This window comes from Rhizobium tibeticum, from assembly GCF_900110205.1.
Classification (GTDB): Bacteria; Pseudomonadota; Alphaproteobacteria; order Rhizobiales; family Rhizobiaceae; genus Rhizobium; species Rhizobium tibeticum.
This window is the reverse complement of the sequence record NZ_FOCV01000007.1, coordinates 134,526-155,337: the sequence shown is the minus strand read 5'-3', so window position 1 is coordinate 155,337 and position 20,812 is coordinate 134,526. Positions and strand designations below refer to the sequence as shown.

Here is a 20,812-nt window from a genome sequence, read left to right as displayed (position 1 = left end):
AAAACAGGAAAGGCGGAGCACTGCTCCGCCTTTCCACGTCTCGCCGCGCAGTGGGGGCTATTCGGCGGCGAGCCGTATGACTTTCGCTTCGTTCTCTTCCTGCTCGTGCTCGTGCTCCTTGTGCTGCACCAGCGGACGGTTGCCTGTCAGCTTGCGAACCAGCACGTAAAACACTGGCGTCATGAAGATGCCGAAGAATGTGACGCCGATCATGCCCGAGAACACGGCCACACCCATGGCGGCCCGCATCTCGGCACCCGCGCCAGTTGAAACGACCAATGGCACGACGCCCATGATGAACGCCATCGAGGTCATCAAGATCGGACGCAGGCGCAGGCGGCTTGCTTCGATTGCCGCCTGTACCGGCGTGCGGCCTTCGAATTCCAGCTCGCGAGCGAATTCCACGATCAGGATCGCGTTCTTCGCCGAGAGGCCGACAAGGACCACCAGCCCGATCTGCGTGAAGATGTTGTTGTCTCCACCGGTCAGCCAGACGCCTGTCAGTGCCGCCAACACGCCCATCGGCACGATCATGATGATCGCGATCGGCAGGGCAAGGCTCTCATACTGTGCAGCGAGCACGAGGAAGACGAGCAGCAGCGCCAGCGGGAAGACGATCACGCCGGAATTGCCCGCCAGGATCTGCTGATAGGTCAGATCCGTCCATTCGAAGGCGATGCCCTTGGGGAGCGTTTCGTCGGCGATCTTCTCGATCGCCGCCTGAGCCTGGCCTGACGAAAAGCCCGGAGCTGGACCGCCGTTGATATCGGCGGAGAGGAAACCGTTATAACGGTTGGTCCGCTCCGGCCCGGTTGTCGCGTTCACCTTCAGGAGCGCAGACAGCGGGATCATTTGGCCCGATGCCGAACGAACCTTCAGCTTGCCAATGTCCTCGGGCTGGGCACGGAACTTGGCATCGGCCTGGACGCGCACGCTGTAGGTGCGGCCGAAGGCGTTGAAGTCGTTGACATAGAGCGAACCGAGATAGATCTGCAGTGTCTCGAAAACGTCAGTCACAGGGACGCCCAGCTGTTCGGCCTTCTCACGGTCGAGATCGGCATAGAGCTGCGGAACATTGATCTGATAGGCAGAGAAGATGCCCGTCAGTTCAGGCGTCTGGTAGGCCTTGGCGATCATCGCCTTGTTGGCCTCGTCGAGCACCTGATAGCCGAGACCGGCCCGGTCTTCGAGCTGCATCTTGAAGCCGCCCGTCGTGCCGAGACCATTGACCGGCGGCGGCGGGAACATCGCAATGAAGGCATCCTGGATCGCCCCGAACTTCTGGTTCAGGGACATGGCGATCGCACCGCCTGAGAGCGCCGGCGACTTGCGTTCCTCGAAATCCTTCAGCGTCACGAAGACAATGCCGGCGTTCGAGGAGTTGGTGAAGCCGTTGATCGACAGGCCCGGGAAGGCGATGGCATGCGCGACGCCGGGTTCGGCCATGGCAATGTCGCTCATCCGCTTGATGACGTCTTCGGTGCGGTCCAGGCTCGCAGCATCCGGCAGCTGGGCAAAGCCGATCAGATATTGCTTGTCCTGAGCCGGCACGAAGCCGCCCGGTACGGCATTGAACAGACCGTAGGTCGCGCCGGCGAGCGCCAGATACACAAGCATGACGATGCTCTTACGCGACACGAGGCCGCCGACGCCCTTTCCATAGCCCCGTGAACCGGCACCGAAGGCCTTGTTGAAGCCCCGGAAGAACCAGCCGAAGACGGCATCCATGGCGCGTGTCAGCCAATCACGCTTGGCGTGATGGTCCTGCAGCAAGAGGGACGCGAGTGCCGGTGACAATGTCAGCGAGTTGAAGGCCGAGATGACGGTCGAAATCGCGATCGTCAGCGCAAACTGGCGATAGAACTGTCCCGACAGCCCGCTGATGAAGGCGAGCGGCACGAAGACGGCGACGAGCACAAGTGCGATCGCGATGATCGGGCCGGAGACTTCCTTCATTGCCTTGTAGGTTGCAGCACGCGGACTGAGCCCGTTCTCGATGTTTCGTTCGACGTTTTCGACCACGACGATCGCGTCGTCCACCACGATGCCGATCGCCAAGACGAGGCCGAAGAGGCTGAGCGCGTTGATGGAGAAGCCGAAGACGTACATCACCGCAAACGTGCCGATGATCGAAACCGGAACGGCAATCAGCGGGATGATCGAGGCGCGCCATGTCTGCAGGAACAGAATGACGACGATGACGACGAGCGCAATGGCTTCGAGCAGCGTGTCGACGACCTTCTCGATCGACGACCGGACGAACTTCGTCGTGTCATAGACGATCTCGTAGCTGACGCCGTCAGGCATCGCGGTCTTCAGCTCTTCCATCGTCGTTTGAACTTCGTCCGAGATGGTAATGGCGTTGGAACCCGGAGACTGGAAGACCGGGATAGCGACTGCCGGTTTGCCATCGAGGATCGAGCGCAGCGAATAATCGGCAGCGCCGAGCTCGATGCGGGCAACGTCGCGAAGACGGGTGATCTCGCCATTGGCGCCGGTCTTGACGATGATGTTGCCGAACTGCTCGGGCGTCTGCAGGCGGCCCTGCGCATTGACGTTGAGCTGCAGGTCTACACCTGACAGGCTCGGCGAAGCGCCGATCGTGCCGGCCGCGGCCTGCACGTTCTGGCCGCGGATCGCATTGGTGACGTCGCTGGCGGCAAGGCCATGCTCGGCAGCCTTCTGCGGGTCGATCCAGACGCGCATCGAATAGTCGCCCGAACCGAAGACCTGAACCTGTCCGACGCCATCGATACGCGCCAGCCGATCCTTGATGTTGAGGACACCGTAGTTGCGCAGATAGGTGATGTCATAGCGATTGTCGGGCGAGATCAGGTTCACGACCATCATCAGGTCGGGAGAGCTTTTGACCGTCGTTATGCCGATGGTCTTCACCTCTTCCGGCAGACGCGGTTCGGCCTGCGAAACGCGATTCTGGACGAGCTGCTGTGCCTTGTCCGGGTCCGTGCCGAGCTTGAAGGTGACCGTCAGCGTCATGACGCCGTCGGACGTCGCCTGGCTGGACATATAGAGCATGCCCTCGACGCCGTTGATCTGTTCTTCGAGCGGCGTTGCGACCGTCTGCGCGATGACCTCCGGGTTTGCGCCGGGATAGGTGGCGCGCACGACGATCGATGGCGGAACGACTTCGGGATATTCGGAAATCGGCAGTGCGCGCAGGCCGAGCAGACCGGCGACCACGATGAGGACCGATAGGACTCCGGCGAACACCGGACGGTCGACAAAGAATCTGGAGAAATTCATTTCAAAGCCCCCTCCGGGATGAAACTGGGATGCAACGACCCTCTCCGGCGGTTGGGAGGCCGCCGGTGGATCGCGTCTTTCGGAATTTCCGCGGAGCGCCGAGACGCTCCGGATGCTTCGGCTTATTGAGCCGTGGCGACTTTCTCTTCCGCCTGCGGCGCAACCACTGCGCCCGGACGGATGCGCTGCAGGCCATTGACGACGATCGTGTCGCCGACAGTCAGTCCGCTTTCGACGATACGCTGGCCTTCCGCCGCCGCACCGAGCTGGACGGGCCGATAGCTCACCTTGTTCTGCGCATCGACGACGAACACGAACTTCTTGTCCTGGTCCGTGCCGATGGCGCGGTCGCTGATCAGGATCTTGTTCTCGGCCTTCGGCTCGCCCATGCGAACCCGGACGAACTGGCCGGGGATCAGCTTGCCGCCGGGATTGTCGAAGACGGCGCGAACGCCGATCGTGCCGCTTGCGGCATCGACCTGATTGTCGATCAGTTGCAGCTTGCCCTTGATCGGCGTGCCCTGATCCGCCAGCGTGCCGACCTCGACCGGGATCTGCTCGACGGCGGGGACGGCACCATCAGCGGCCGGTAGTTCGGCAAGCGCCTTGGTGACCATCTCTTCGCTGGCATTGAAGCTTGCGTAGATCGGATCGACCGACACGAGTGTCGTCAGAGCGGGAGATGTGGAGCCAGCGGCAACAAGGTTACCAACGGTGATCTCGATCTTGCCGACACGGCCGGCAACCGGCGCATGGACCTCGGTGTAGCCGAGTTCGAGCTGTGCCGAACGAAGCGCCGCCTGGGCGGTACGGAGGCCGGCCTGCGCTTCAGTGAAGGCATTCTGACGCTGATCGAGATCGCTTTGCGAAATCGTCTTGTTGTCTGAGAGCCTGCGGCCGCGTTCCAGCTCGATCTGCGCGAGGTTGACCTTCGCCTCGGCAGATGCCACCTGGCCCTCGGCCTGGGAAACAGCCGCCTGATAGGGTTCGGGGTCGATGGTGAAAAGCAGATCGCCCGCCTTCACCAGCGCGCCTTCGCGGAAGTGCACGGCTTGGATGGCTCCGGCCACGCGCGAACGGATCTGCACGCGGTCGACGGCCTCAAGCCGGCCGGAAAACTCTTGCCATGTCGTCACGTCACGGCTGGCGACGACGGCAACCGTCACCGGCACAGCGGGAGCCTGTGCGGGTGTGGAAGCGGCCGTGGCGGTCGTGCTCATCGGCAGTTCGAAAAAGATGGCTGCGGCCGAAACGGACGCAGCAAGTCCTAAGCCGGCGCCCACGAGGGCCCAGCGCTTCTTACTGGACGTCATTGTTACTCTCCTTGCGGCCCTTCAAATGGCCGGATTCAATCAGTTCGTCTTCAATGCAATAGGTCGGCTGCTAATATCGCGAACAAAGCCCTCGAAGTGGTCGGTGATCGTCTGTTGCCAATTCGACGCGTGTTCGGATTTCCCGCCATAAAGGGATGGCCAACCTGCCCCGGCGGGGAGGACATTTCGGCGAACTGCAACACCGGCCTGTTTCAGGCGATCGGCATAACCGAGCGTCTCGTCACGAAGGGGATCATCTTCTGCCGTCAGGACAAGTGCCGGCGCGACCCCTGCGATACGGGAACACAAACACGGTGCAGCATAGGGATGACAGCCGCCGCCACTGAGATAGTGGCTCCAGCCTTCGGTCCAGCGCTGGCGCATACCGATGCCGTCAGCTTTGCGGATGGACGACGTTCCCATGAATGGGTCAAGCAGCGGCGAAATCAGAACCTGACCATCGAGTGCATCGGCATAATGGTCACGTGCCTTGAAAGCGACACCGGCAGCTATGTTGCCACCCGCCTCTTCGCCAGCCACGATAAGCAGCGAATTGCGATCGCCGAGACCCGACGCGCGCTTGTTGGCGAGATAAGAGAAGATCGAATAGCCGACTTCGAGCGGCTTCGGAAAGACATTGCCGAGCGGCGCATTGTAGTCCGGTACTGCCACGATTGCGCCGGCTTTCGCCAAGCTCTGCGCAACCACGCTGTCCTTGATGCCAGATTGCAGAAAGGCACCGCCGTGAAAAAACAGTATGATCGGTGAACCCTTGCCGAACTCGGCGCCTTGATAGACGCGTGCGGAAACGGGGCCGATGGCCACCTTCTCCATCACTATGTCTTTCACCTGCACCGCCATCGTTCCGGCTCGCGTTTGACCCACATAACGCATTGCGAGCCAAGATGGCTTGCAATTTCTGATGAAAAGATATTGTTATTCCACTGTCGGAATAAGAAGCGATAGTGCGATTACACTGTTCCGAATTTCGAACAATACCGCAGTGCAACCTGCTTAGGTGATTTCCGATGGACCAGCTCTCGGCAATGCGCGCTTTCATCCGCGTCGTAGAGACGGGCAATTTCACACGGGCCGCCGACACGCTCGCCATGCCCAAGGCGACGGTGACCAATCTCATTCAGGGGCTTGAGGCGCATCTGCACACCAAGCTTCTCAACCGCACCACGCGCAGGGTCATGGTGACGACCGACGGCGCGCTCTACTATGAACGAGCGGCCCAGATCGTCTCCGAACTCGAGGAACTGGATGGCAGCCTGTCAAACTCGCAGGGACTGCCGACCGGACGTTTGCGCGTCGAGATGGCAGGTGCTTTTGCCGACTGGATCGTCGTGCCCGCGCTCTGCGACTTCTACCAGAAATACCCGGATATCCGCGTAGACCTCGGCGTGGGTGACCGCACCGTCGACTACCTGGCCGAGAACGTCGACTGCGCGCTTCGCGGCGGAACGCCCGCCGATCAGTCATTGATCGCAAGGCGCGTCTCAGAAGTCGAAATGCTCACCTGCGCGGCACCGCTCTACATCGAAAAATTCGGCATTCCAACCCGCCCCGAGGAGCTGGAAAACGACCATTATTCAGTGAGTTACTTCCGTGCTCAGACCAACCGGACACTCCCATTCGAATTCCGCAAGGACAATGAAGATTTGGAGATCAATCCGCGTTACCTGCTGTCGGTCAACGACAGCCGAACTTTCGTCAATGCGGCATTGAACGGTCTCGGCATTGCACAGCTGCCACGCTTCATGATCCGCGACGCATTGGCGAAAGGCGACCTCGTGGAAATTCTGCCGGAATGGAGCCGCGAGCCGTTGCCGCTCTACATCGTCTATCCGCCGAACCGGCACCTCAGCAACAAGGTCCGCGTCTTCGTCGACTGGCTGGTGAAATTGCTCTCGGACGCCAAACTTAATGACGCCTGACGCGATTGCGGCCCGGGAGGAGTTCCTTGACGGGCCGCAACTGTCTGTCATCGAATTCCGTTCAGACCCTGCCGCGTCACCAGGGAAATGGCTCGGCCGGTATCTGAGGTTGGCGCCCGGAGTTGGAGGTCTTCCAGTCGCATTCAACTACTATAAGCCTGCCCTTGCCCATTTGTTAAGAGCCGATTCGTGCACAGCAAGTTCGCAAAAATGAAACAATGGCGAACACCGGCATTCAGCGAACGACTGGCTTGAGGAGATCTTCCAGACCGATTCGCCGGAACATTTCGGCACGAACCCGGTCGGCAACGCCGTTGACGACCTCGGCACCGTCTTCAGACGGGTCGACATGGGTGCGGAACGGACGCTTGCCAAAGGGCATGGCGATGACCTGCGCGATCGACGTTGCGACCGAGCCTGCATCGGCATCGGCAGGTTCGAGCGCGGCAAGCCCCTGCAGCGCCTGCTCCGGCACGCCCCTGTAGGGGCCGTCATTGTATTCCGCTGCCCGCGCCGCGTCGGCCGGCGAACCGGAGTGCGCGAAGTGATTCGTGCCCCTGGTAAAGGCGCCTGGCACGATGATCGCGGTTTCGATGCCCCACCGGGCAAGCTCCGACGCATAGGAGACGGCAACCGAGTCCATCGCGGCTTTGGCAGCGAAGTAGGGCGCAAGATAGGGAGGCGTGCCGCCGCGTGTGCTGGAGGAGGAAACCCAGACGACCAGTCCCTTGCCGCGCTTGCGCATATGGGGAAGCGCAGCACGGTTCACCCGCTGCGTCGATAGGACGTTGATGTCGAACAGATCTGCATATTGCTCCGGCGTGAAAGCCTCGGCCGGGCCAAACGACATATGGCCGGCATTATGGATGACGACGTCGAGCTGGCCGACCTCCGCGACGAGCTTGGCGATCCCGGCTTCGACAGACGCGTTGGAGACCACATCCAGTTCGACCGATCGCAAATCGACATTGTTCTCCCGCGAGAAGGCCGCGATATCGGCAACGGCTTTCGCGTTGCGGCCGGCCGTATCGCGGATCCCGGCGTAGACGACATGCCCTTCTCCGGCGAGCGTGCGGGCGGTGAGAGCGCCGAAGCCGCTGGATGCTCCGGTGATGACGATGACCTGCTTATCCATTTTCCTATTCCTTGGATATTCGAGAGTTGCTCTTGAATGCTGGCGTTCTAAGGGTGGCGGCAGGACAAAGCCGCCGAAGTCGACGATCAGACCATGCCGCCGTTGGCGCGCAGCACCTGGCCGTTGATCCAGGAACCGTCTGAACCCGCGAGAAAGGAGACCGAGGCGGCAATATCCTCCGGTGTTCCCAGACGCTCCAACGGGTTCATCTTGGCCATACGGGCGATCAGCTCATCCGATTTCCCGTCGAGGAAGAGGTCGGTGGCTGTCGGACCCGGCGCCACGGCGTTGACGGTGATGTTGCGGCCGCGCAGTTCTTTCGACATGATCGCCGTCAGCGTTTCGACGGCTGCCTTAGTCGCTGCGTAGACGCCATAGTTTTCGAGCTTCAGACCCACGACGCTCGTCGAGAAGTTGACGATACGGCCGCCGTTGCGCAGGCGCCTTCCGGCTTCGCGCAAGGTGTTGAACGTGCCTTTCAGATTGACGCTCACCTGACGATCGAAGTTGGCGTCGTCGGCATCGGCAATCGAGGAAAGCTGCATGATACCGGCATTGTTGACCAGCACGTCGATGCCGCCGAAGGCTGCTTCCGCTGCATCGAACATCCGGCGGACGGCTTCGGGGTTGCTGACGTCAGCTTGCGCGGTCAGTGCCTTGCCACCACCCCGTTCGATCTTCTGTACAAGCTCTTCGGCGAGCGCGGCGTTTCCGGAGTAGTTGATAACGACGGTGAAACCGTCCTTGGCCAGCCGTTCCGCGATCGCGGCGCCGATGCCTCTCGAAGCGCCCGTGACAAGTGCGACCTTGTTCTCGTTGCTGCTCATCGCCTTTCTCCTTCTTTCATTGTGCCTCAGCGCGTTTTCGATGGAGAGAAGATGCCTCTTTTCACATTGCGGATAATCAGCCATTATTCGGCATCACTATCCGGATAATCCGAACAAATAAGATGGACAGATTCGATGCCATGCGGGTGTTTTCCCGCGTCGTGGAGCGCCGCAGCTTCACGCTTGCCGCCGAAGACACCGGCCTGCCGCGCTCCACGGTGACCGATGCCGTCAAGCAGCTGGAAGCACGCCTCGGCGTGCGTCTGCTGCACAGGACCACCCGCCATGTCAGCCCGACGCTCGACGGCGAAGCCTATTATCAGCGCTGTATCTCCATCCTCGCGGATATCGAGGACGCGGAGGGCGCATTCGCCGGCACCAAGCCGAAGGGCATGCTGCGCGTGGACGTGCATGGCACGCTTGCCCGGCATTTCGTGCTGCCGAGCCTACCGTCTTTTCTGGAGATGTATCCGGATATCGAGTTCTACATGAGCGAGGGCGACCGTCTGGTCGACCTCGTCCGCGAGGGCATCGATTGCGTGTTGCGGGTCGGCACGCCTGATGACAGCGACATGGTGGCACGTCGCGTCGCCATGCTGGAGGAGGTCACCCTTGCCGCTCCCGTCTATATCGAAAAGCATGGCCTGCCCGAGCATCCGGACAGGCTCGATGGCCACCGCATGGTCGGTTTCCGCTCGACTGCGACGGGCGGCGTTCTACCACTGGAATTCATGGTCGGCGGCAGTATCCGTGACATCACCTTGCCCGCGGCGGTGACCGTCAATGCCGCGGAGAGCTTCATGTCGGCGGCGAGGCTCGGCCTCGGCCTTATACAGGTGCCACGATATCACGCCGAAAGGGACCTCGCGGCCGGCACACTCGTTCATGTCCTGCCGGATTTCCCCCTGACGCCAACTCCGGTCTGCCTGCTCTATCCGCGAAACCGGCAGCTCTCGCCGCGCGTTCGCGTTTTCATCGACTGGCTGGTGAAGGTCTTTGCTCGACAATCCTAGCGAAAAGCGTTTCACTTGGGTCAACTGTCAGAACCGGGAGATCTTCCATGGCCATCACAGACGTCACCGTGCATCCGAAGGAAGGCAGTTTCGTTGTCATCTTTACGGAGCAGTCGGGCAACAGCATATCGGTCACGCTCTACGCCGCTGCCTCCCCGGGGCTGACGAACGACAATGCGATCACGCGTGCGCGAGCATTGCTTACGACAACGTTGCAGAGTTCGCAGGCTGACGGCGCGCGCGGCAAGGATGCTGCCCTGCTCGAAGAAGAATTGGAAGAAGGTCTCGAAGATACCTTTCCGGCAAGCGACCCCGTATCGGTAACGGGTTCCTCCATCTCGGGCCACGACCCGAAGGTCGGTCACTAGTACCTTGAAGCAAAGCGCCGGAGCCCGAAACAGATGACGTATGCCGCTGGTGCGATCGGCGCCGCTCCTCTCGCCGGCCAGGAGCTTCAGCGTTTTTTCGAGCGCGATGCGATTGCCGTTGCCCGGGATCTGCTCGGTTGCCATCTGCATGTTGGCGATGTCGGCGGTCGCATAACTGAGACGGAAGCCTACTTTCCCGACGACGAAGCCTCGCACAGCTTTCGCGGCCCGACGCAACGAAATTGCGCCATGTTCGGTCGACCGGGCAATGTCTACATCTATCGCATCTATGGCATGTATTGGTGCCTTAACTTTGTCTGCACGCCGGGCTCTGCCGTGCTGATCCGCGCAATCGAGCCGGAAGCCGGCATCACGACCATGACGGAGCGCCGCGGCAGCGACGTGCTCACTCGCCTTTGCAGCGGCCCCGGCAAGCTCTGCCAGGCGCTCGGCATCGACCTCTCGCTGAACGACAGACTGCTCGACCGCCCGCCGTTCTTAATCACACCCTCAGCTCCCATCGAGATTGTCGCCGGCAAACGGATCGGCATAACGAAAAATGCCGAAGCACCTTGGCGCTTCGGCATCTCCGGGTCTCGCTATCTCAGCAGGCCGTTCGGCTGAACGTCACTCCATCACGGCGCTGTGGTCCATCGCCGGAGCGACTTTCGGTTTGCGCAGCAGCAGCACGAGCGGAATGACCGCAAGCGACATCAGCATCAGCAGCTTGAAATCGTCGATATAGGCGATGACAGTCGATTGCAGCGTGATCAGTTCATTGAGCGATGCCCGACCCGCCGCCGTCAGCGGGCTCAGCCCCTGCGCCGCTGTCGCCTCGAAGGCCCGGTTGAACGGTGTGACATAGGCCGCAATCGTCTCATGATTTACCTGGGCGTTTTCGACAAGGAGCGCCGATACGATCGAGATGCCAACACTCGAACCAATGTTTCGCGACAGGTTGTAGAGACCGGTTCCGTCGCCGCGCATGTGCGCCGGCAGCGTCGAGAAGGCGATCGTCGTCAGCGGCACGAACAGGAAGCCAAGCCCGGCGCCCTGAACGAAGCCGATGGAAATGATCGTCCACTGCGAGATATCAGGCGTCCAGCCAGTCATGGCGTACATCGCCCAGGCCGTCAGCGCGAGACCGAGCACCAGCAGCACGCGCGTGTCGACCTTGCCGATCAGCCTGCCGACGATGAACATGCAGAGCATGGTGCCGAGGCCGCGCGGTCCCATGACGATGCCGGCGGTCATGACGGGATAGCCCATCAGTGTCTGCAGATAAGGCGTCATCAGTGCCAGCGAGGCGAGATAGGTGATGCCGATCACGAAGATAAAGAGCATGCTGACGCTGAAATTTCGGTCCAGAAACAGCTTCGGATTCACGAATGATTTCTCAGCCGTCAGCGTATGCACGATCAACAGGTAGAAGGCCGCGGCGCAGACGATCGCCTCGATCATGATCTCGCCGGATGCGAACCAGTTCAGCTGTTCGCCGCGGTCGAGGAACAGCTGCAGCGATGCAATGGCGAGACTCATCATTGCGAAGCCAAACCAGTCGAGCTTCGCCAGCACATCCAGCTTCGTCTCGGTGACGTAGATCACGATACCGGCAAACGCCAGCGCGCCAATCGGCACGTTGATGTAGAACACCCAGCGCCAGCTGATGTTATCGGTCAGCTAGCCGCCGATCACAGGTCCGAGGACCGGCCCGACCATGACCGAGACGCCAAATAAGGCCATGGCCGAGCCGCGCTCCTCGACACTATAGATGTCGAGGAGGATGCCCTGAGAGAGTGGAACCAAAGACGCGCCGAAGAGGCCCTGGAGAAGTCGGAAGGCAACAATCTGAGGAAGGCTTTGAGCCAAGCCACACAAGACCGAGGCAACGACAAATCCGGCGATCGCCGCCAGCAGCACCCGCTTGCGCCCGAACTTCGCGGCCAGAAAGCCGGAGGGCGGCGTCATGATCGCAGCCGCCACGATATAGGAGGTCAGAACCCAGTTGATCTGGTCAGCGCTCGCCGAGACGCTGCCCTGAATATAGGGCAGCGCGACGTTGGCGATCGTCGTGTCCAGCGCCTGCATGATCACGGCCAGGATGACGCAAGCCGTGATCGCGCGGCGATTGGCTACCGGGGTGGCCGGCGATGATGCAGCGTTACTCATGGTCCCTGCCGCCGGAGCGGCCCAAAAGCTTGGAAACGAAATCCGGAAGACCGCGGGCATGACCCGTATCGACGTCGACGACCGTGCTCATTCCGACGCGAAGCGGCGGCTTGCCGGCGGCGTCATCGATACTGACCCGCATCGGAATGCGCTGCACGACCTTGACCCAGTTGCCAGTCGTGTTCTGCGCCGGCAACAGCGAGAAGCTGGAACCGGAGGCCGGGCTGATGCTCTCGACCTTGCCCTTCCACTCCACGCCCGGGTAGGTGTCGATATAGATCGTCACCGGCTGACCGGGCTTGACATAGGTCAGTTCCGTTTCCTTCGGGCTCGCGGCGATCCAGAGGTTGCTTGCCGAAACCAGCGAGAAGGCCTGCGTGGACGCCTGCAGGTAGGAGCCCGGCTGCAGCGCGTTGACGTTTGTCACGATACCGTCGAACGGCGCCTTGACCACGCTGTGGTCAAGTTCGCGCTGCGCATCGTCAACCTTCGCCTTGGCTTCGCGATAGAGCGGATTCTGTTCTACCGGCTGGTCGGCATTGCCGCCGAGCTGCGCCAGTGTCGCTGCCGCTTCGGCCTCGGCAACGGCAACCTTCTGATGGCCGGCGTCGAGATTGTGCTTGGCCTGGTCATAGGCAACACGTGTCGCAGCCGAGCTGTTCAGGAGGTTCTGCTGGCGGTCGAACTCGGTCTGATAATACGGAATATCGGCTTCGGTCTGCGTGATCTCGGCAAGCGACTGCTGATAGCTGGCCTTCAGATTGAGGATCTGGTTGCGCACGGCGCCAAGCTGTGCCTGCGCACCGTCGAGTGCGATCCTGAACGAATCCTGGCGCAAGCTGAAGAGCGCCTGGCCCCTCTTGACGGCCTCGTTCTCGTGCACGTTGATCTGGTCGACGATACCGGAAACGTCGGTCGTCAGGCCCACCATGTCGGCCTGGAGATAGGCATTGTCGGTCGACATGATCTGACCGCCGTTGACGTAGTAATAGCCACCGATGACGAGCGCGACCGGCAGCAAAGCGAACAGAACGGGCCGCGTGAGGCTGCGCCGGCGGCGGACCTGAGTGCCGCCGGGCGCAGCCACGGCAGTAGCGGGCGCTGAATTGGATGAAGGCGCCTCAGCTACAGTTTCCTCGCGAGGGGAAGTGTCATTTTCTTCAACTGGGTTTTTGGCATTTGCGTCGGCAACGACGCGCAGGGAGGATTTCTCAGCCATGTCTGGTCTCATGTTCGGCTACCGGGGTTCGGGAGGCCTCAACTAGGTTCGTTTTCATTGCGGATAAGATGTCGAACAGCTGGTCCCGCTGCTCGGGAGGGACACTCTGGAATGCTTCGCAGCGTGTCAGCTCACCGAGCTCGCGCATCTCAGCGAGCAGTGGATGGGCTTCTTCGCGCAGATAGAGAAGCCAGATGCGGCGATCGGTCGGATGCTGACGGCGCTCGATGAGAGCGCGGTCGGCGAGTTTGTCAACAATGCGGACAAGTGTGATCGGCTCGATTTCCAGGATCTCGGCAAGCCCGCCCTGGTGGATTCCCTCGTTGCTACGCAGGCAGGCAAGCGTCTGCCATTGCGACCGCGTGAGCCCAAGGCAACGCGCGCGCTGCTCGAACCGCTTGCGAAGCAGCCGTGCAACGTCGTGCAACAGGAAGCCGAGAGTAGGATTGCCACTCATGGGAGACAGTACCCATAATTGATAGGTACACTTATAATATGCCTAGATATATTAAGCCTGTGCAGATGCACAATAGGCTCCCTCCCAGATTCCGCAGCTGCGGCCAAAATGCCGCATGGGAATACGCGCAGAGATTTCGGAGGGTTTTCGAAATTGCAACCGGTTGGCATTTGCAATTTCGATCGGCAGCCGTTTAAAGTAGAAATCCAGAGGGTTATCGGAAATGCAGTGGTCTCGGTCGACCGGTTTTCTCGATGACAAGCACGCCTGCGCGGCCGACCGCCGCGATCGTAAATTTGCAATGGCATAGGTGAATGAGGGCCAGCGCCCTTGTTTAGAGACATCAAGACATGAATCGCATCACATCAGCATAAGCGACGGCGGCGCTTGCGGCCGTCCGGATAAGGAAACCGCCATGCCTTCCTCCCTTCGACGTCTGCTGGCCATTGGCACCTTGGCTCTCCTGCCGTTCAACGCGGCGATGGCGCAGCAGCCAGCCTCCCCCCCTCCCGTTTCCGTCGCCAAACCTGTCGTGCGCGATGTCGTCGACAATGACGAATTCATTGGCCGCTTCGAACCGGTCGATCAGGTATCAGTGCGCTCGCGTGTCGGGGGCTACCTGCAGGAAGTGCATTTCACCGACGGCGCACTCGTCAAGCAGGGCGATCTGCTTTTCGTCATTGACCAGCGGCCATTCAACACCGCGCTGAACGAAGCGAACGCGGCACTGGAGGTGGCCAAGTCCACGCTCGTCTACGCCGACGCTCAGTTCAAGCGGGCCGAGAGCCTGGCGACGAGCGGCAGCCAGTCGATATCGATCCTTGACGACCGCCGGCGCGAATGGGTTTCGGCACAGGCGAACGTCCGCGGCGCGCAAGCGACGGCTGATCGCGCGGCACTCGACCTCGAATATACGAAGATCACGGCCCCGATCGGCGGGCGCATCGACCGCCGGCTGATCTCCGTCGGCAACTTGGTCCAGGCCGACCAATCGGTGCTGACCACCATCGTTTCGGTGGATCCGATCGACTTCTACTTCGACGTCGACGAGCGCCGCCTTCTTAACTTCGCGCAGACTGCCCGCGAGCGCGGGGTTGATCTGCAGGAGGGCGGCGGCGGCGTCGAGGTCCAGGTAACGATCACGGATTCGAACGAAAAGCCATTCAAGGGCAAGCTGGACTTCGCTGAAAACCGCATCGACAGCGAGACCGGCACGAAGCGCATACGCGCTCGCTTCGACAACCCGAACTATGTGCTCCAGCCGGGCCTATTCGGTCGCGTTTCTGTTGAAGCGTCGAACGTCTACAAAGCGATCCTTGTCCCCGATGAGGCGATCGGTTCTGACCAGAACCAACGCGTTGTCTATGTCGTTGGAGATGACGGCACTGTCACGGCAAAGCCGGTCCGCCCCGGCCCGCGGCTCTATGGGTATCGCGTGATCCGTGAGGGCATGGACGGCAACGAGACGATCGTCATCAATGGCCTCCTGCGGGCACGCCCAGGCTCCAAGGTGACGCCGCAAGTGGTGGAGCTTCCGCAAAGCCGCGAGGAAATTGCGCCAGAAGCCGCCGGCTTGGAGCTCAGCCGATGAGATTTGCACACTTCTTCGTCGACCGCCCGATCTTCGCGTCGGTGCTCTCCATTGTGCTGCTCATCGTCGGCGGCATCGCCTATTTTCAGTTACCCGTGGCGCAATACCCCGAGATTGCGCCACCGACCATCGTTATCCGCACCTCCTATCCCGGCGCTGATGCCGAGACGATTGCCAATACCGTCGCGACACCGGTCGAGCAGGAGGTCAACGGCGTCGAGGACATGCTTTACATGTCCTCCTATTCGACCGCTGACGGCTCGATGGCCCTGACCGTGACCTTCAAACTCGGCACGGACCTCGACAAGGCGCAAGTCCTTGTGCAGAACCGCGTTGCCATCGCCGAACCACGCCTTCCAGAAGAGGTGCGGCGCATCGGCATCACGACGGCAAAGAGTTCGCCCGACCTGATGATGGTGGTGCATCTTTTGTCACCGAACTCTCGCTACGATCAGCTTTACGTCTCCAACTACGCGCGCACACGCATCCGCGACACGCTTGTTCGCCTTGACGGTGTTGGCGACGTCATCCTGTTCGGCGAGCGCGAGTATTCGCTGCGCATCTGGCTCGATCCGCAAAAACTGTCGGCCTACGGCATGACCTCCGGCGACGTCGTCGATGCGCTGCGAGAACAGAACGTGCAGGTCTCCGGCGGCTCGATCGGCGGACCGCCGGCTGCCGGCACCAACGCCTTTCAATATACTGTGACGACCCAGGGACGTTTCTCGGATGCACGACAATTCCGCTATGTCATCGTCAAGGCGACCGCGGAAGGGCGTCTCGTCCAGCTGCAGGATATCGCCCGCATCGAACTCGGCGCCAAAGACTACGTCACAAATAGCTATCTGAACGGCAAGCCGGCCGTGGCGCTCGGCATTTTCGCGCGTCCCGGCACCAATGCGCTCGCGGCCGCAGCCGAAATCAAGAGGACGATGGACATTGTCGCTCAGGATTTTCCGCAAGGTCTCAGCTACGACATCGTCTACAACCCGACTGAATTCATCGCGGAGTCGATCAACGAGGTTTACAAGACGATCGCTGAAGCCGCCCTGCTCGTCGCCATCGTGGTTCTCATATTCCTGCAGTCGTGGCGAACGGCAATCATCCCCATCGTCGCCATCCCGGTCTCGCTGATCGGCACCTTTGCCTTTCTGCTCGCCTTCGGCTTCTCGCTCAACATGCTGACGCTGTTCGGCCTGGTGCTGGCCATCGGCATCGTCGTCGACGACGCGATCGTCGTGGTCGAGAATGTCGAGCGTAACCTGGCAAAGGGAATGACGCCGCGGGAGGCCGCGCATGTGACGATGAACGAAGTCGGCACGGCAGTCGTCGCGATCTCGCTCGTGCTGATCGCCGTCTTTGTGCCGACCGCCTTCATCCCCGGTATTTCGGGTCAGTTCTATCGCCAGTTCGCGGTGACGATCTCGGTCGCCACCGCAATCTCGGCGCTGAACTCACTGACCCTCTCGCCGGCCCTCGCTGCGCTGGTGTTGAAGCCCCACGAGGAGCACGAGAAGCGTCGCAATCCGATTGCGCGTTTCGGAAGCGCGCTTGCGAACGGATTTAACAAAGGGTTCGACAGGTTGAGTGCGGGCTATTCATGGATCGTCCGTCACACCGTGCAGACGGTTGCGGCACGAATCCTCGCCCTCATCGTCTTTGTCGGTCTGCTCGGCGCGACATACTATATGAGCCGGATCGTTCCGGGTGGCTTCGTCCCGGTGATGGACCAGGGCTACGCTATTGTCGTCGTGCAACTGCCGGACGGTGCAGCACTTTCCCGCACCGACGCCGTTGTCGAGCGCGCTTCGGATATTATCCGCAACACGCCAGGCGTGAAGAATGCCGTAGCCTTCTCGGGCTTCAGCGGCGCGACATTCACCAATGCCTCCAACTCCGGCGTCGTCTTCGCTGCCTTCGACACCTTCGAAAACCGCCTGGAGCACGGGCAGACGGCGTCCACGATCATTGGACAACTCTACGGGAGCCTGCAGGCAATCCAGGAGGCCTTCATCATCGCTATCCCGCCGCCGCCGATTTCCGGTATCGGCAATGCGGGCGGCTTTAAGATGCAGCTTATGGATCGCGAAAGCTCCGACATGCGCCGCATTCTTGGCGTCGCCTATCAGCTGATGGGCATGGCCAACCAGACAGAGGGCCTGACGGGCGTCTTTACGACGTTCTCCGCCAACAGCCCGCAGTACTTCCTCGAAATCGACCGCGACAAGGCGCGTACGCTGAACGTACCGATCTCCAATATTTTTGATACGCTGTCGATCAATCTCGGCACATCCTATGTCAACGATTTCAATGCTTTCGGGCGTGTCTACCAGGTGCGGGCCCAGGCCGACCAACAATATCGCGTCGAGCGGGACGACATCCTCGCCCTGAAGGTAAGATCCGCCACCGGCGCACTCGTCCCGCTTGGCACGCTGGTCGATATCCGCGATACCAGCGGCCCGTCGCTCGTCCAGCACTATAATATGTACGTGTCCGTACCCGTGCAGGGCAATGCCGCCCCCGGCGTTTCGACGGGCACTGCATTGGACAAGATGGAGGGCCTTGCCAAGCAGCTGCTGCCAGCAGGAACAACCTTCGAGTGGACCGAAATCGCCTTTCAGGAACGGAACACCGGCAACACGGCGATCTATATCTTCGCCCTGTCGGTCGTCTTCGTCTTCCTGGCACTGTCGGCACAGTATGAAAGCTGGGTCCTGCCGCTTGCCATCATCCTGATCGTTCCCCTTGCGATCCTGGCTGCCTTGATCGGCGTTCACCTGCGCGGGATGGACAACAATATCCTGACGCAGATCGGGCTGATCGTGCTGATCGGTCTGGCAGCCAAGAACGCCATCCTGATCGTGGAGTTCGCGAGACAGGCCCAGGACGAAGGCAAATCGGCGGTCGAGGCCGCGATCGAGGCCAGTCACCTGCGTCTGCGGCCGATCCTAATGACCGCCTTCGCGTTCATCTTCGGCGTCGTGCCGCTGATGATCGCCACCGGCCCCGGCGCCGAAATGCGTCAATCGCTCGGAACGGCCGTTTTCTCAGGGATGCTTGGCGTAACGATTTTCGGCCTGTTCCTGACACCCGTCTTCTACGTCGTGCTGCGCGCGCGCCGGCGAAAACCAGTTGCGCAGACCGAGACCGCGCCGCCCTCCGAGGAGACTGCCACCGAAACCTCTTCATGAAGGGCGCCGCTCGACCGCGTTCTGTTTGAGCAGGTCTGACGACAGGATCTTGCGCAGCGGCTTCTCGACAAGCTCGTAGGCTGCGGCTCCGAGGATCGTGCCTCCTATGACGGCGATTGCGATCGTCGACGTTGCCGACATCCCGACTGCGCCTGCAGCCTTGACGATCACGGAGATCGCCAGCGTGTGCCAGAGGTAGATCGAATAGGAAGCATCACCGAGATAGGTGAGAAGCGGCACGCGGCCTATGCTGCCACCCGCCTCGAGGGACACCATGCCGTAAACCAGGGCCATGGCGAGCGGCCCGCAGATTGCTTCATCGAAATCGGCTCCGATCAGGAAGATGGTGGCAAAGCCGGAGAGCGATGCGCCGACACAAGCAAGCCCCAGACTGGTGCCCGCAATCCAGCGTCGGATCCACAATTCCGCCAGGAAGATCCCCCCGAGGAATTCCAGAATGATCGGCCGCGTATAGGTGCTCAGCACCGGCGATGCGGGCTCGAAGAGAAGGCCGATCAGGAAAAAGCCCCCGAAAATGACCGTCAGATAGGTCAACCGCCAGCGACGCGGCAGGAAGAGCGCCCCGGCAAACAGCACGTAAAAGAACATCTCGAAATTCAGCGTCCAGCCCTGAACGAGGACCGGCCAGATATCACCGGTGCTCGGCGACTGGGCAGGAATGAAGAAGAGTGAGGCAATGATATGGGCGCCAGTGAGCTTCAGGTTCGGGAAGAGGCCGATCACCGCGCCGGCGATCATCGCGCTCGTCACCAGCCAATAGGACGGCGCGATGCGACGAAAGCGATCAAGCAGGAAACCCTGCGGCGTCATCGGTCGGCGATCGCTGATGACCCACATGATGAAGCCGCTGATGACGAAGAAGACGTCGACGCCGGCGGCGCCAATGGCGAAATGCTCACCGGACTTTTCCGCTGCATGGAAGACCACGACGGCAAGTGCCGCAAAGGCGCGCAGATATTGGATGCCGTAAAGTGTCTTCATCCGGATTCCTCAAAAGACCGGTCAAGGGCCGGTCGAAAATGCAATGACGTTATTGAGTGACGGGCTCTGGCGACTTATGTCGTTGCCATAAGCTCACCGCCGGTTGGCGGCGCGCTGTCGCCAGCTTCCCGGCGGCAAAGTAGAAAAGAAACGTTCCGACGTTGTATGGGGTCAGAATGTCGATCTCGACGAAGGAGCGGATCGTCAGCAGCACCGCGATCGAAAACAGCAGATAGGATTCATCGTTCCTGAAATCCTCGATGACCCGGCGCAGGTGCCCCCACAAAATCCGCAACAACATGACGGCAAGAACGATGACGCCCGTGAGCCCCAGCTCGACGGCCGTTTCGATGTAGGTATTGTGGAAGTGGAAGCCGCTGCGCGATCCGATGAAGAACTCTTCCCACAGCCGCTCCGGCTCGGAGAAGCCCTGGACCCAATAGGCCTGGTAGCCGATTCCCAATACCGGGTTTTGCTTGGCCGCCTCGATGCCCTGCTGCCAGAGATAGGTGCGGCCGGTCAGCGTGGAATCCTTGCCGAAGATGCCGAGAACGGCATCGACCGCCCCCAGATAGACACCAGCAACGGCAAGGACGATCACGGCAACGCCGCCGCCGATCACCAGCAGCTTGCGATGGTCGGGGGCAAGTGCGAGGACGACGCGCAGCCCCATCATCAGGGCGATCACGACGGCTGTCGTCAAAACCGACGTCGCAGACTGGCAGGCGATGAGGCAATAGGCCGATAGCAGCCCGACCACGCCCGACGCCGCCATCCAGAGGCGTCTCTCCCCGAAGATGAAGACAGCTGCAAAAGAGACGATCAGGCCAAGCGACGCATAAAAGCCAAGCTGGTTCTTCGAGGCGAAGGCCCCCACGAAACTGAAGGTGCCATCCAGCGGATCGTACTCGTAGTAGCCAAACAGCAGCGAGTACACGAGAACGATCCCGACGCCCGCGACCATCCCCACCGTCAGGGTTCTCACATCGAGCACCCGCACCGCGATCAGGGCGCAGATAACCTGCGTCAGATACTGGACGCTGGCGCGTAGCGAAATGCTGGGAACCGCTGACCAGAAGACCGACAGGAAGGCGACTGCAGCAAAGGCATAGATCCAGAGGTAGCGACTATGGCTGCCGAGCACCTTCTTGTAGTCCACAGCGATGAGCGGAAGCCAGAGCGCATAGTAAAGCAGGATCGCCGCCTGCCCGAACTTGATCGAGTAGGCGAAGCAAAAAAGCGACAGCGCCACGGCGGGGATGGCATAGGCCGCGTTCCCGCCGGGCTGGATGAGCACCGTTTTTGCGATCCGCATTGCGGCCT

General features: G+C 60.9%; 15 protein-coding genes and 1 pseudogene. 6 read left to right on the top strand and 10 right to left on the bottom strand.

The genetic code is table 11. The features are described from left to right. Positions 1-57: 57 nt before the first annotated feature. From BSG20_RS10130 to BSG20_RS10120, 3 genes are all read right to left on the bottom strand, one after another. Positions 58-3,264 carry an efflux RND transporter permease subunit gene (locus BSG20_RS10130; RefSeq protein WP_072374367.1) on the bottom strand — a complete coding sequence of 1,069 codons (3,207 nt, stop codon included), beginning with the start codon at positions 3,262-3,264 and terminating at the stop codon, positions 58-60. 122 nt (positions 3,265-3,386) lie between these two features. Beyond that, positions 3,387-4,577: an efflux RND transporter periplasmic adaptor subunit gene (locus tag BSG20_RS10125; protein WP_072374364.1), complete on the bottom strand. Its 1,191-nt coding sequence runs from the start codon at positions 4,575-4,577 to the stop codon at positions 3,387-3,389. Positions 4,578-4,616: 39 nt separating this feature from the next. Beyond that, entirely contained in the window at positions 4,617-5,438 is an 822-nt protein-coding gene (locus tag BSG20_RS10120; protein WP_072374361.1) for an alpha/beta hydrolase fold domain-containing protein, read from the bottom strand. A 167-nt stretch (positions 5,439-5,605) separates the two neighbouring features. Between BSG20_RS10120 and BSG20_RS10115 the strand changes: the two genes are divergently transcribed. Then, positions 5,606-6,517 carry a LysR family transcriptional regulator gene (locus tag BSG20_RS10115; RefSeq protein ID WP_024317309.1) on the top strand — a complete coding sequence of 304 codons (912 nt, stop codon included), beginning with the start codon at positions 5,606-5,608 and terminating at the stop codon, positions 6,515-6,517. Between the two features lie 235 nt (positions 6,518-6,752). Here the strand turns inward: BSG20_RS10115 and BSG20_RS10110 are convergent, their stop codons facing one another. Both BSG20_RS10110 and BSG20_RS10105 read right to left on the bottom strand, forming a co-directional pair. After that, positions 6,753-7,652 (bottom strand): SDR family oxidoreductase, encoded by a 900-nt coding sequence (locus BSG20_RS10110; RefSeq protein ID WP_072374359.1) that lies wholly within the window; start codon positions 7,650-7,652, stop codon positions 6,753-6,755. An 86-nt stretch (positions 7,653-7,738) separates the two neighbouring features. Continuing rightward, on the bottom strand, positions 7,739-8,479 hold the full coding sequence (locus BSG20_RS10105) for an SDR family oxidoreductase (protein ID WP_037120914.1): 741 nt from the start codon (positions 8,477-8,479) through the stop codon (positions 7,739-7,741). A gap of 122 nt (positions 8,480-8,601) precedes the next feature. Between BSG20_RS10105 and BSG20_RS10100 the strand changes: the two genes are divergently transcribed. From BSG20_RS10100 to BSG20_RS10090, 3 genes are read left to right on the top strand one after another with little or no spacing between them, the layout of a single operon-like run. Beyond that, positions 8,602-9,492, top strand: coding sequence for a LysR family transcriptional regulator (locus BSG20_RS10100; RefSeq protein WP_072374356.1), 891 nt, complete (start codon positions 8,602-8,604; stop codon positions 9,490-9,492). A 47-nt stretch (positions 9,493-9,539) separates the two neighbouring features. Then, positions 9,540-9,860 (top strand): hypothetical protein, encoded by a 321-nt coding sequence (locus BSG20_RS10095; protein ID WP_072374354.1) that lies wholly within the window; start codon positions 9,540-9,542, stop codon positions 9,858-9,860. Positions 9,861-9,893: 33 nt separating this feature from the next. Next, positions 9,894-10,484: a DNA-3-methyladenine glycosylase gene (locus BSG20_RS10090; protein WP_072374351.1), complete on the top strand. Its 591-nt coding sequence runs from the start codon at positions 9,894-9,896 to the stop codon at positions 10,482-10,484. Between the two features lie 3 nt (positions 10,485-10,487). Here the strand turns inward: BSG20_RS10090 and BSG20_RS10085 are convergent. From BSG20_RS10085 to BSG20_RS10075, 3 genes and pseudogenes are all read right to left on the bottom strand, one after another. Further along, positions 10,488-12,029, bottom strand: a pseudogene (locus tag BSG20_RS10085) (DHA2 family efflux MFS transporter permease subunit). Beyond that, positions 12,022-13,248 (bottom strand): HlyD family secretion protein, encoded by a 1,227-nt coding sequence (locus BSG20_RS10080; RefSeq protein WP_072374348.1) that lies wholly within the window; start codon positions 13,246-13,248, stop codon positions 12,022-12,024. The pseudogene BSG20_RS10085 and the gene BSG20_RS10080 overlap by 8 nt, the downstream one beginning before the upstream one ends. Continuing rightward, positions 13,241-13,705, bottom strand: a complete 465-nt coding sequence (locus BSG20_RS10075; RefSeq protein ID WP_072374345.1) for a MarR family winged helix-turn-helix transcriptional regulator — start codon at positions 13,703-13,705, stop codon at positions 13,241-13,243. The genes BSG20_RS10080 and BSG20_RS10075 overlap by 8 nt, the downstream gene beginning before the upstream one ends. A gap of 415 nt (positions 13,706-14,120) precedes the next feature. On the opposite strand from BSG20_RS10075, the gene BSG20_RS10070 reads away from it, so the two are divergent. After that, a complete protein-coding gene (locus BSG20_RS10070; RefSeq protein ID WP_072374342.1) occupies positions 14,121-15,296 on the top strand; it encodes an efflux RND transporter periplasmic adaptor subunit in 1,176 nt (391 codons plus the stop codon). Beyond that, positions 15,293-18,487, top strand: coding sequence for an efflux RND transporter permease subunit (locus BSG20_RS10065; RefSeq protein ID WP_072374339.1), 3,195 nt, complete (start codon positions 15,293-15,295; stop codon positions 18,485-18,487). The genes BSG20_RS10070 and BSG20_RS10065 overlap by 4 nt, the downstream gene beginning before the upstream one ends. Here BSG20_RS10065 and BSG20_RS10060 read toward each other — a convergent pair. Together BSG20_RS10060 and BSG20_RS10055 are read right to left on the bottom strand one after the other, a co-directional pair. Continuing rightward, on the bottom strand, positions 18,482-19,489 hold the full coding sequence (locus BSG20_RS10060; RefSeq protein WP_072374336.1) for an acyltransferase family protein: 1,008 nt from the start codon (positions 19,487-19,489) through the stop codon (positions 18,482-18,484). The genes BSG20_RS10065 and BSG20_RS10060 overlap by 6 nt on opposite strands. A 49-nt stretch (positions 19,490-19,538) precedes the next feature. Continuing rightward, on the bottom strand, positions 19,539-20,804 hold the full coding sequence (locus BSG20_RS10055; RefSeq protein ID WP_072374333.1) for an O-antigen ligase family protein: 1,266 nt from the start codon (positions 20,802-20,804) through the stop codon (positions 19,539-19,541). Positions 20,805-20,812 lie beyond the last annotated feature (8 nt).

Excerpts from the sequence above, each read along its gene's own strand:
- BSG20_RS10130 (WP_072374367.1), bottom strand. The coding sequence starts at position 3,264 with ATGAATTTCTCCAGATTCTTTGTCGACCGTCCGGTGTTCGCCGGAGTC.
- BSG20_RS10125 (WP_072374364.1), bottom strand. The coding sequence starts at position 4,577 with ATGACGTCCAGTAAGAAGCGCTGGGCCCTCGTGGGCGCCGGCTTAGGA.
- BSG20_RS10120 (WP_072374361.1), bottom strand. The coding sequence starts at position 5,438 with ATGGCGGTGCAGGTGAAAGACATAGTGATGGAGAAGGTGGCCATCGGC.
- BSG20_RS10115 (WP_024317309.1), top strand. The coding sequence starts at position 5,606 with ATGGACCAGCTCTCGGCAATGCGCGCTTTCATCCGCGTCGTAGAGACG.
- BSG20_RS10110 (WP_072374359.1), bottom strand. The coding sequence starts at position 7,652 with ATGGATAAGCAGGTCATCGTCATCACCGGAGCATCCAGCGGCTTCGGC.
- BSG20_RS10105 (WP_037120914.1), bottom strand. The coding sequence starts at position 8,479 with ATGAGCAGCAACGAGAACAAGGTCGCACTTGTCACGGGCGCTTCGAGA.
- BSG20_RS10100 (WP_072374356.1), top strand. The coding sequence starts at position 8,602 with ATGGACAGATTCGATGCCATGCGGGTGTTTTCCCGCGTCGTGGAGCGC.
- BSG20_RS10095 (WP_072374354.1), top strand. The coding sequence starts at position 9,540 with ATGGCCATCACAGACGTCACCGTGCATCCGAAGGAAGGCAGTTTCGTT.
- BSG20_RS10090 (WP_072374351.1), top strand. The coding sequence starts at position 9,894 with ATGACGTATGCCGCTGGTGCGATCGGCGCCGCTCCTCTCGCCGGCCAG.
- BSG20_RS10080 (WP_072374348.1), bottom strand. The coding sequence starts at position 13,248 with ATGGCTGAGAAATCCTCCCTGCGCGTCGTTGCCGACGCAAATGCCAAA.
- BSG20_RS10075 (WP_072374345.1), bottom strand. The coding sequence starts at position 13,705 with ATGAGTGGCAATCCTACTCTCGGCTTCCTGTTGCACGACGTTGCACGG.
- BSG20_RS10070 (WP_072374342.1), top strand. The coding sequence starts at position 14,121 with ATGCCTTCCTCCCTTCGACGTCTGCTGGCCATTGGCACCTTGGCTCTC.
- BSG20_RS10065 (WP_072374339.1), top strand. The coding sequence starts at position 15,293 with ATGAGATTTGCACACTTCTTCGTCGACCGCCCGATCTTCGCGTCGGTG.
- BSG20_RS10060 (WP_072374336.1), bottom strand. The coding sequence starts at position 19,489 with ATGAAGACACTTTACGGCATCCAATATCTGCGCGCCTTTGCGGCACTT.
- BSG20_RS10055 (WP_072374333.1), bottom strand. The coding sequence starts at position 20,804 with ATGCGGATCGCAAAAACGGTGCTCATCCAGCCCGGCGGGAACGCGGCC.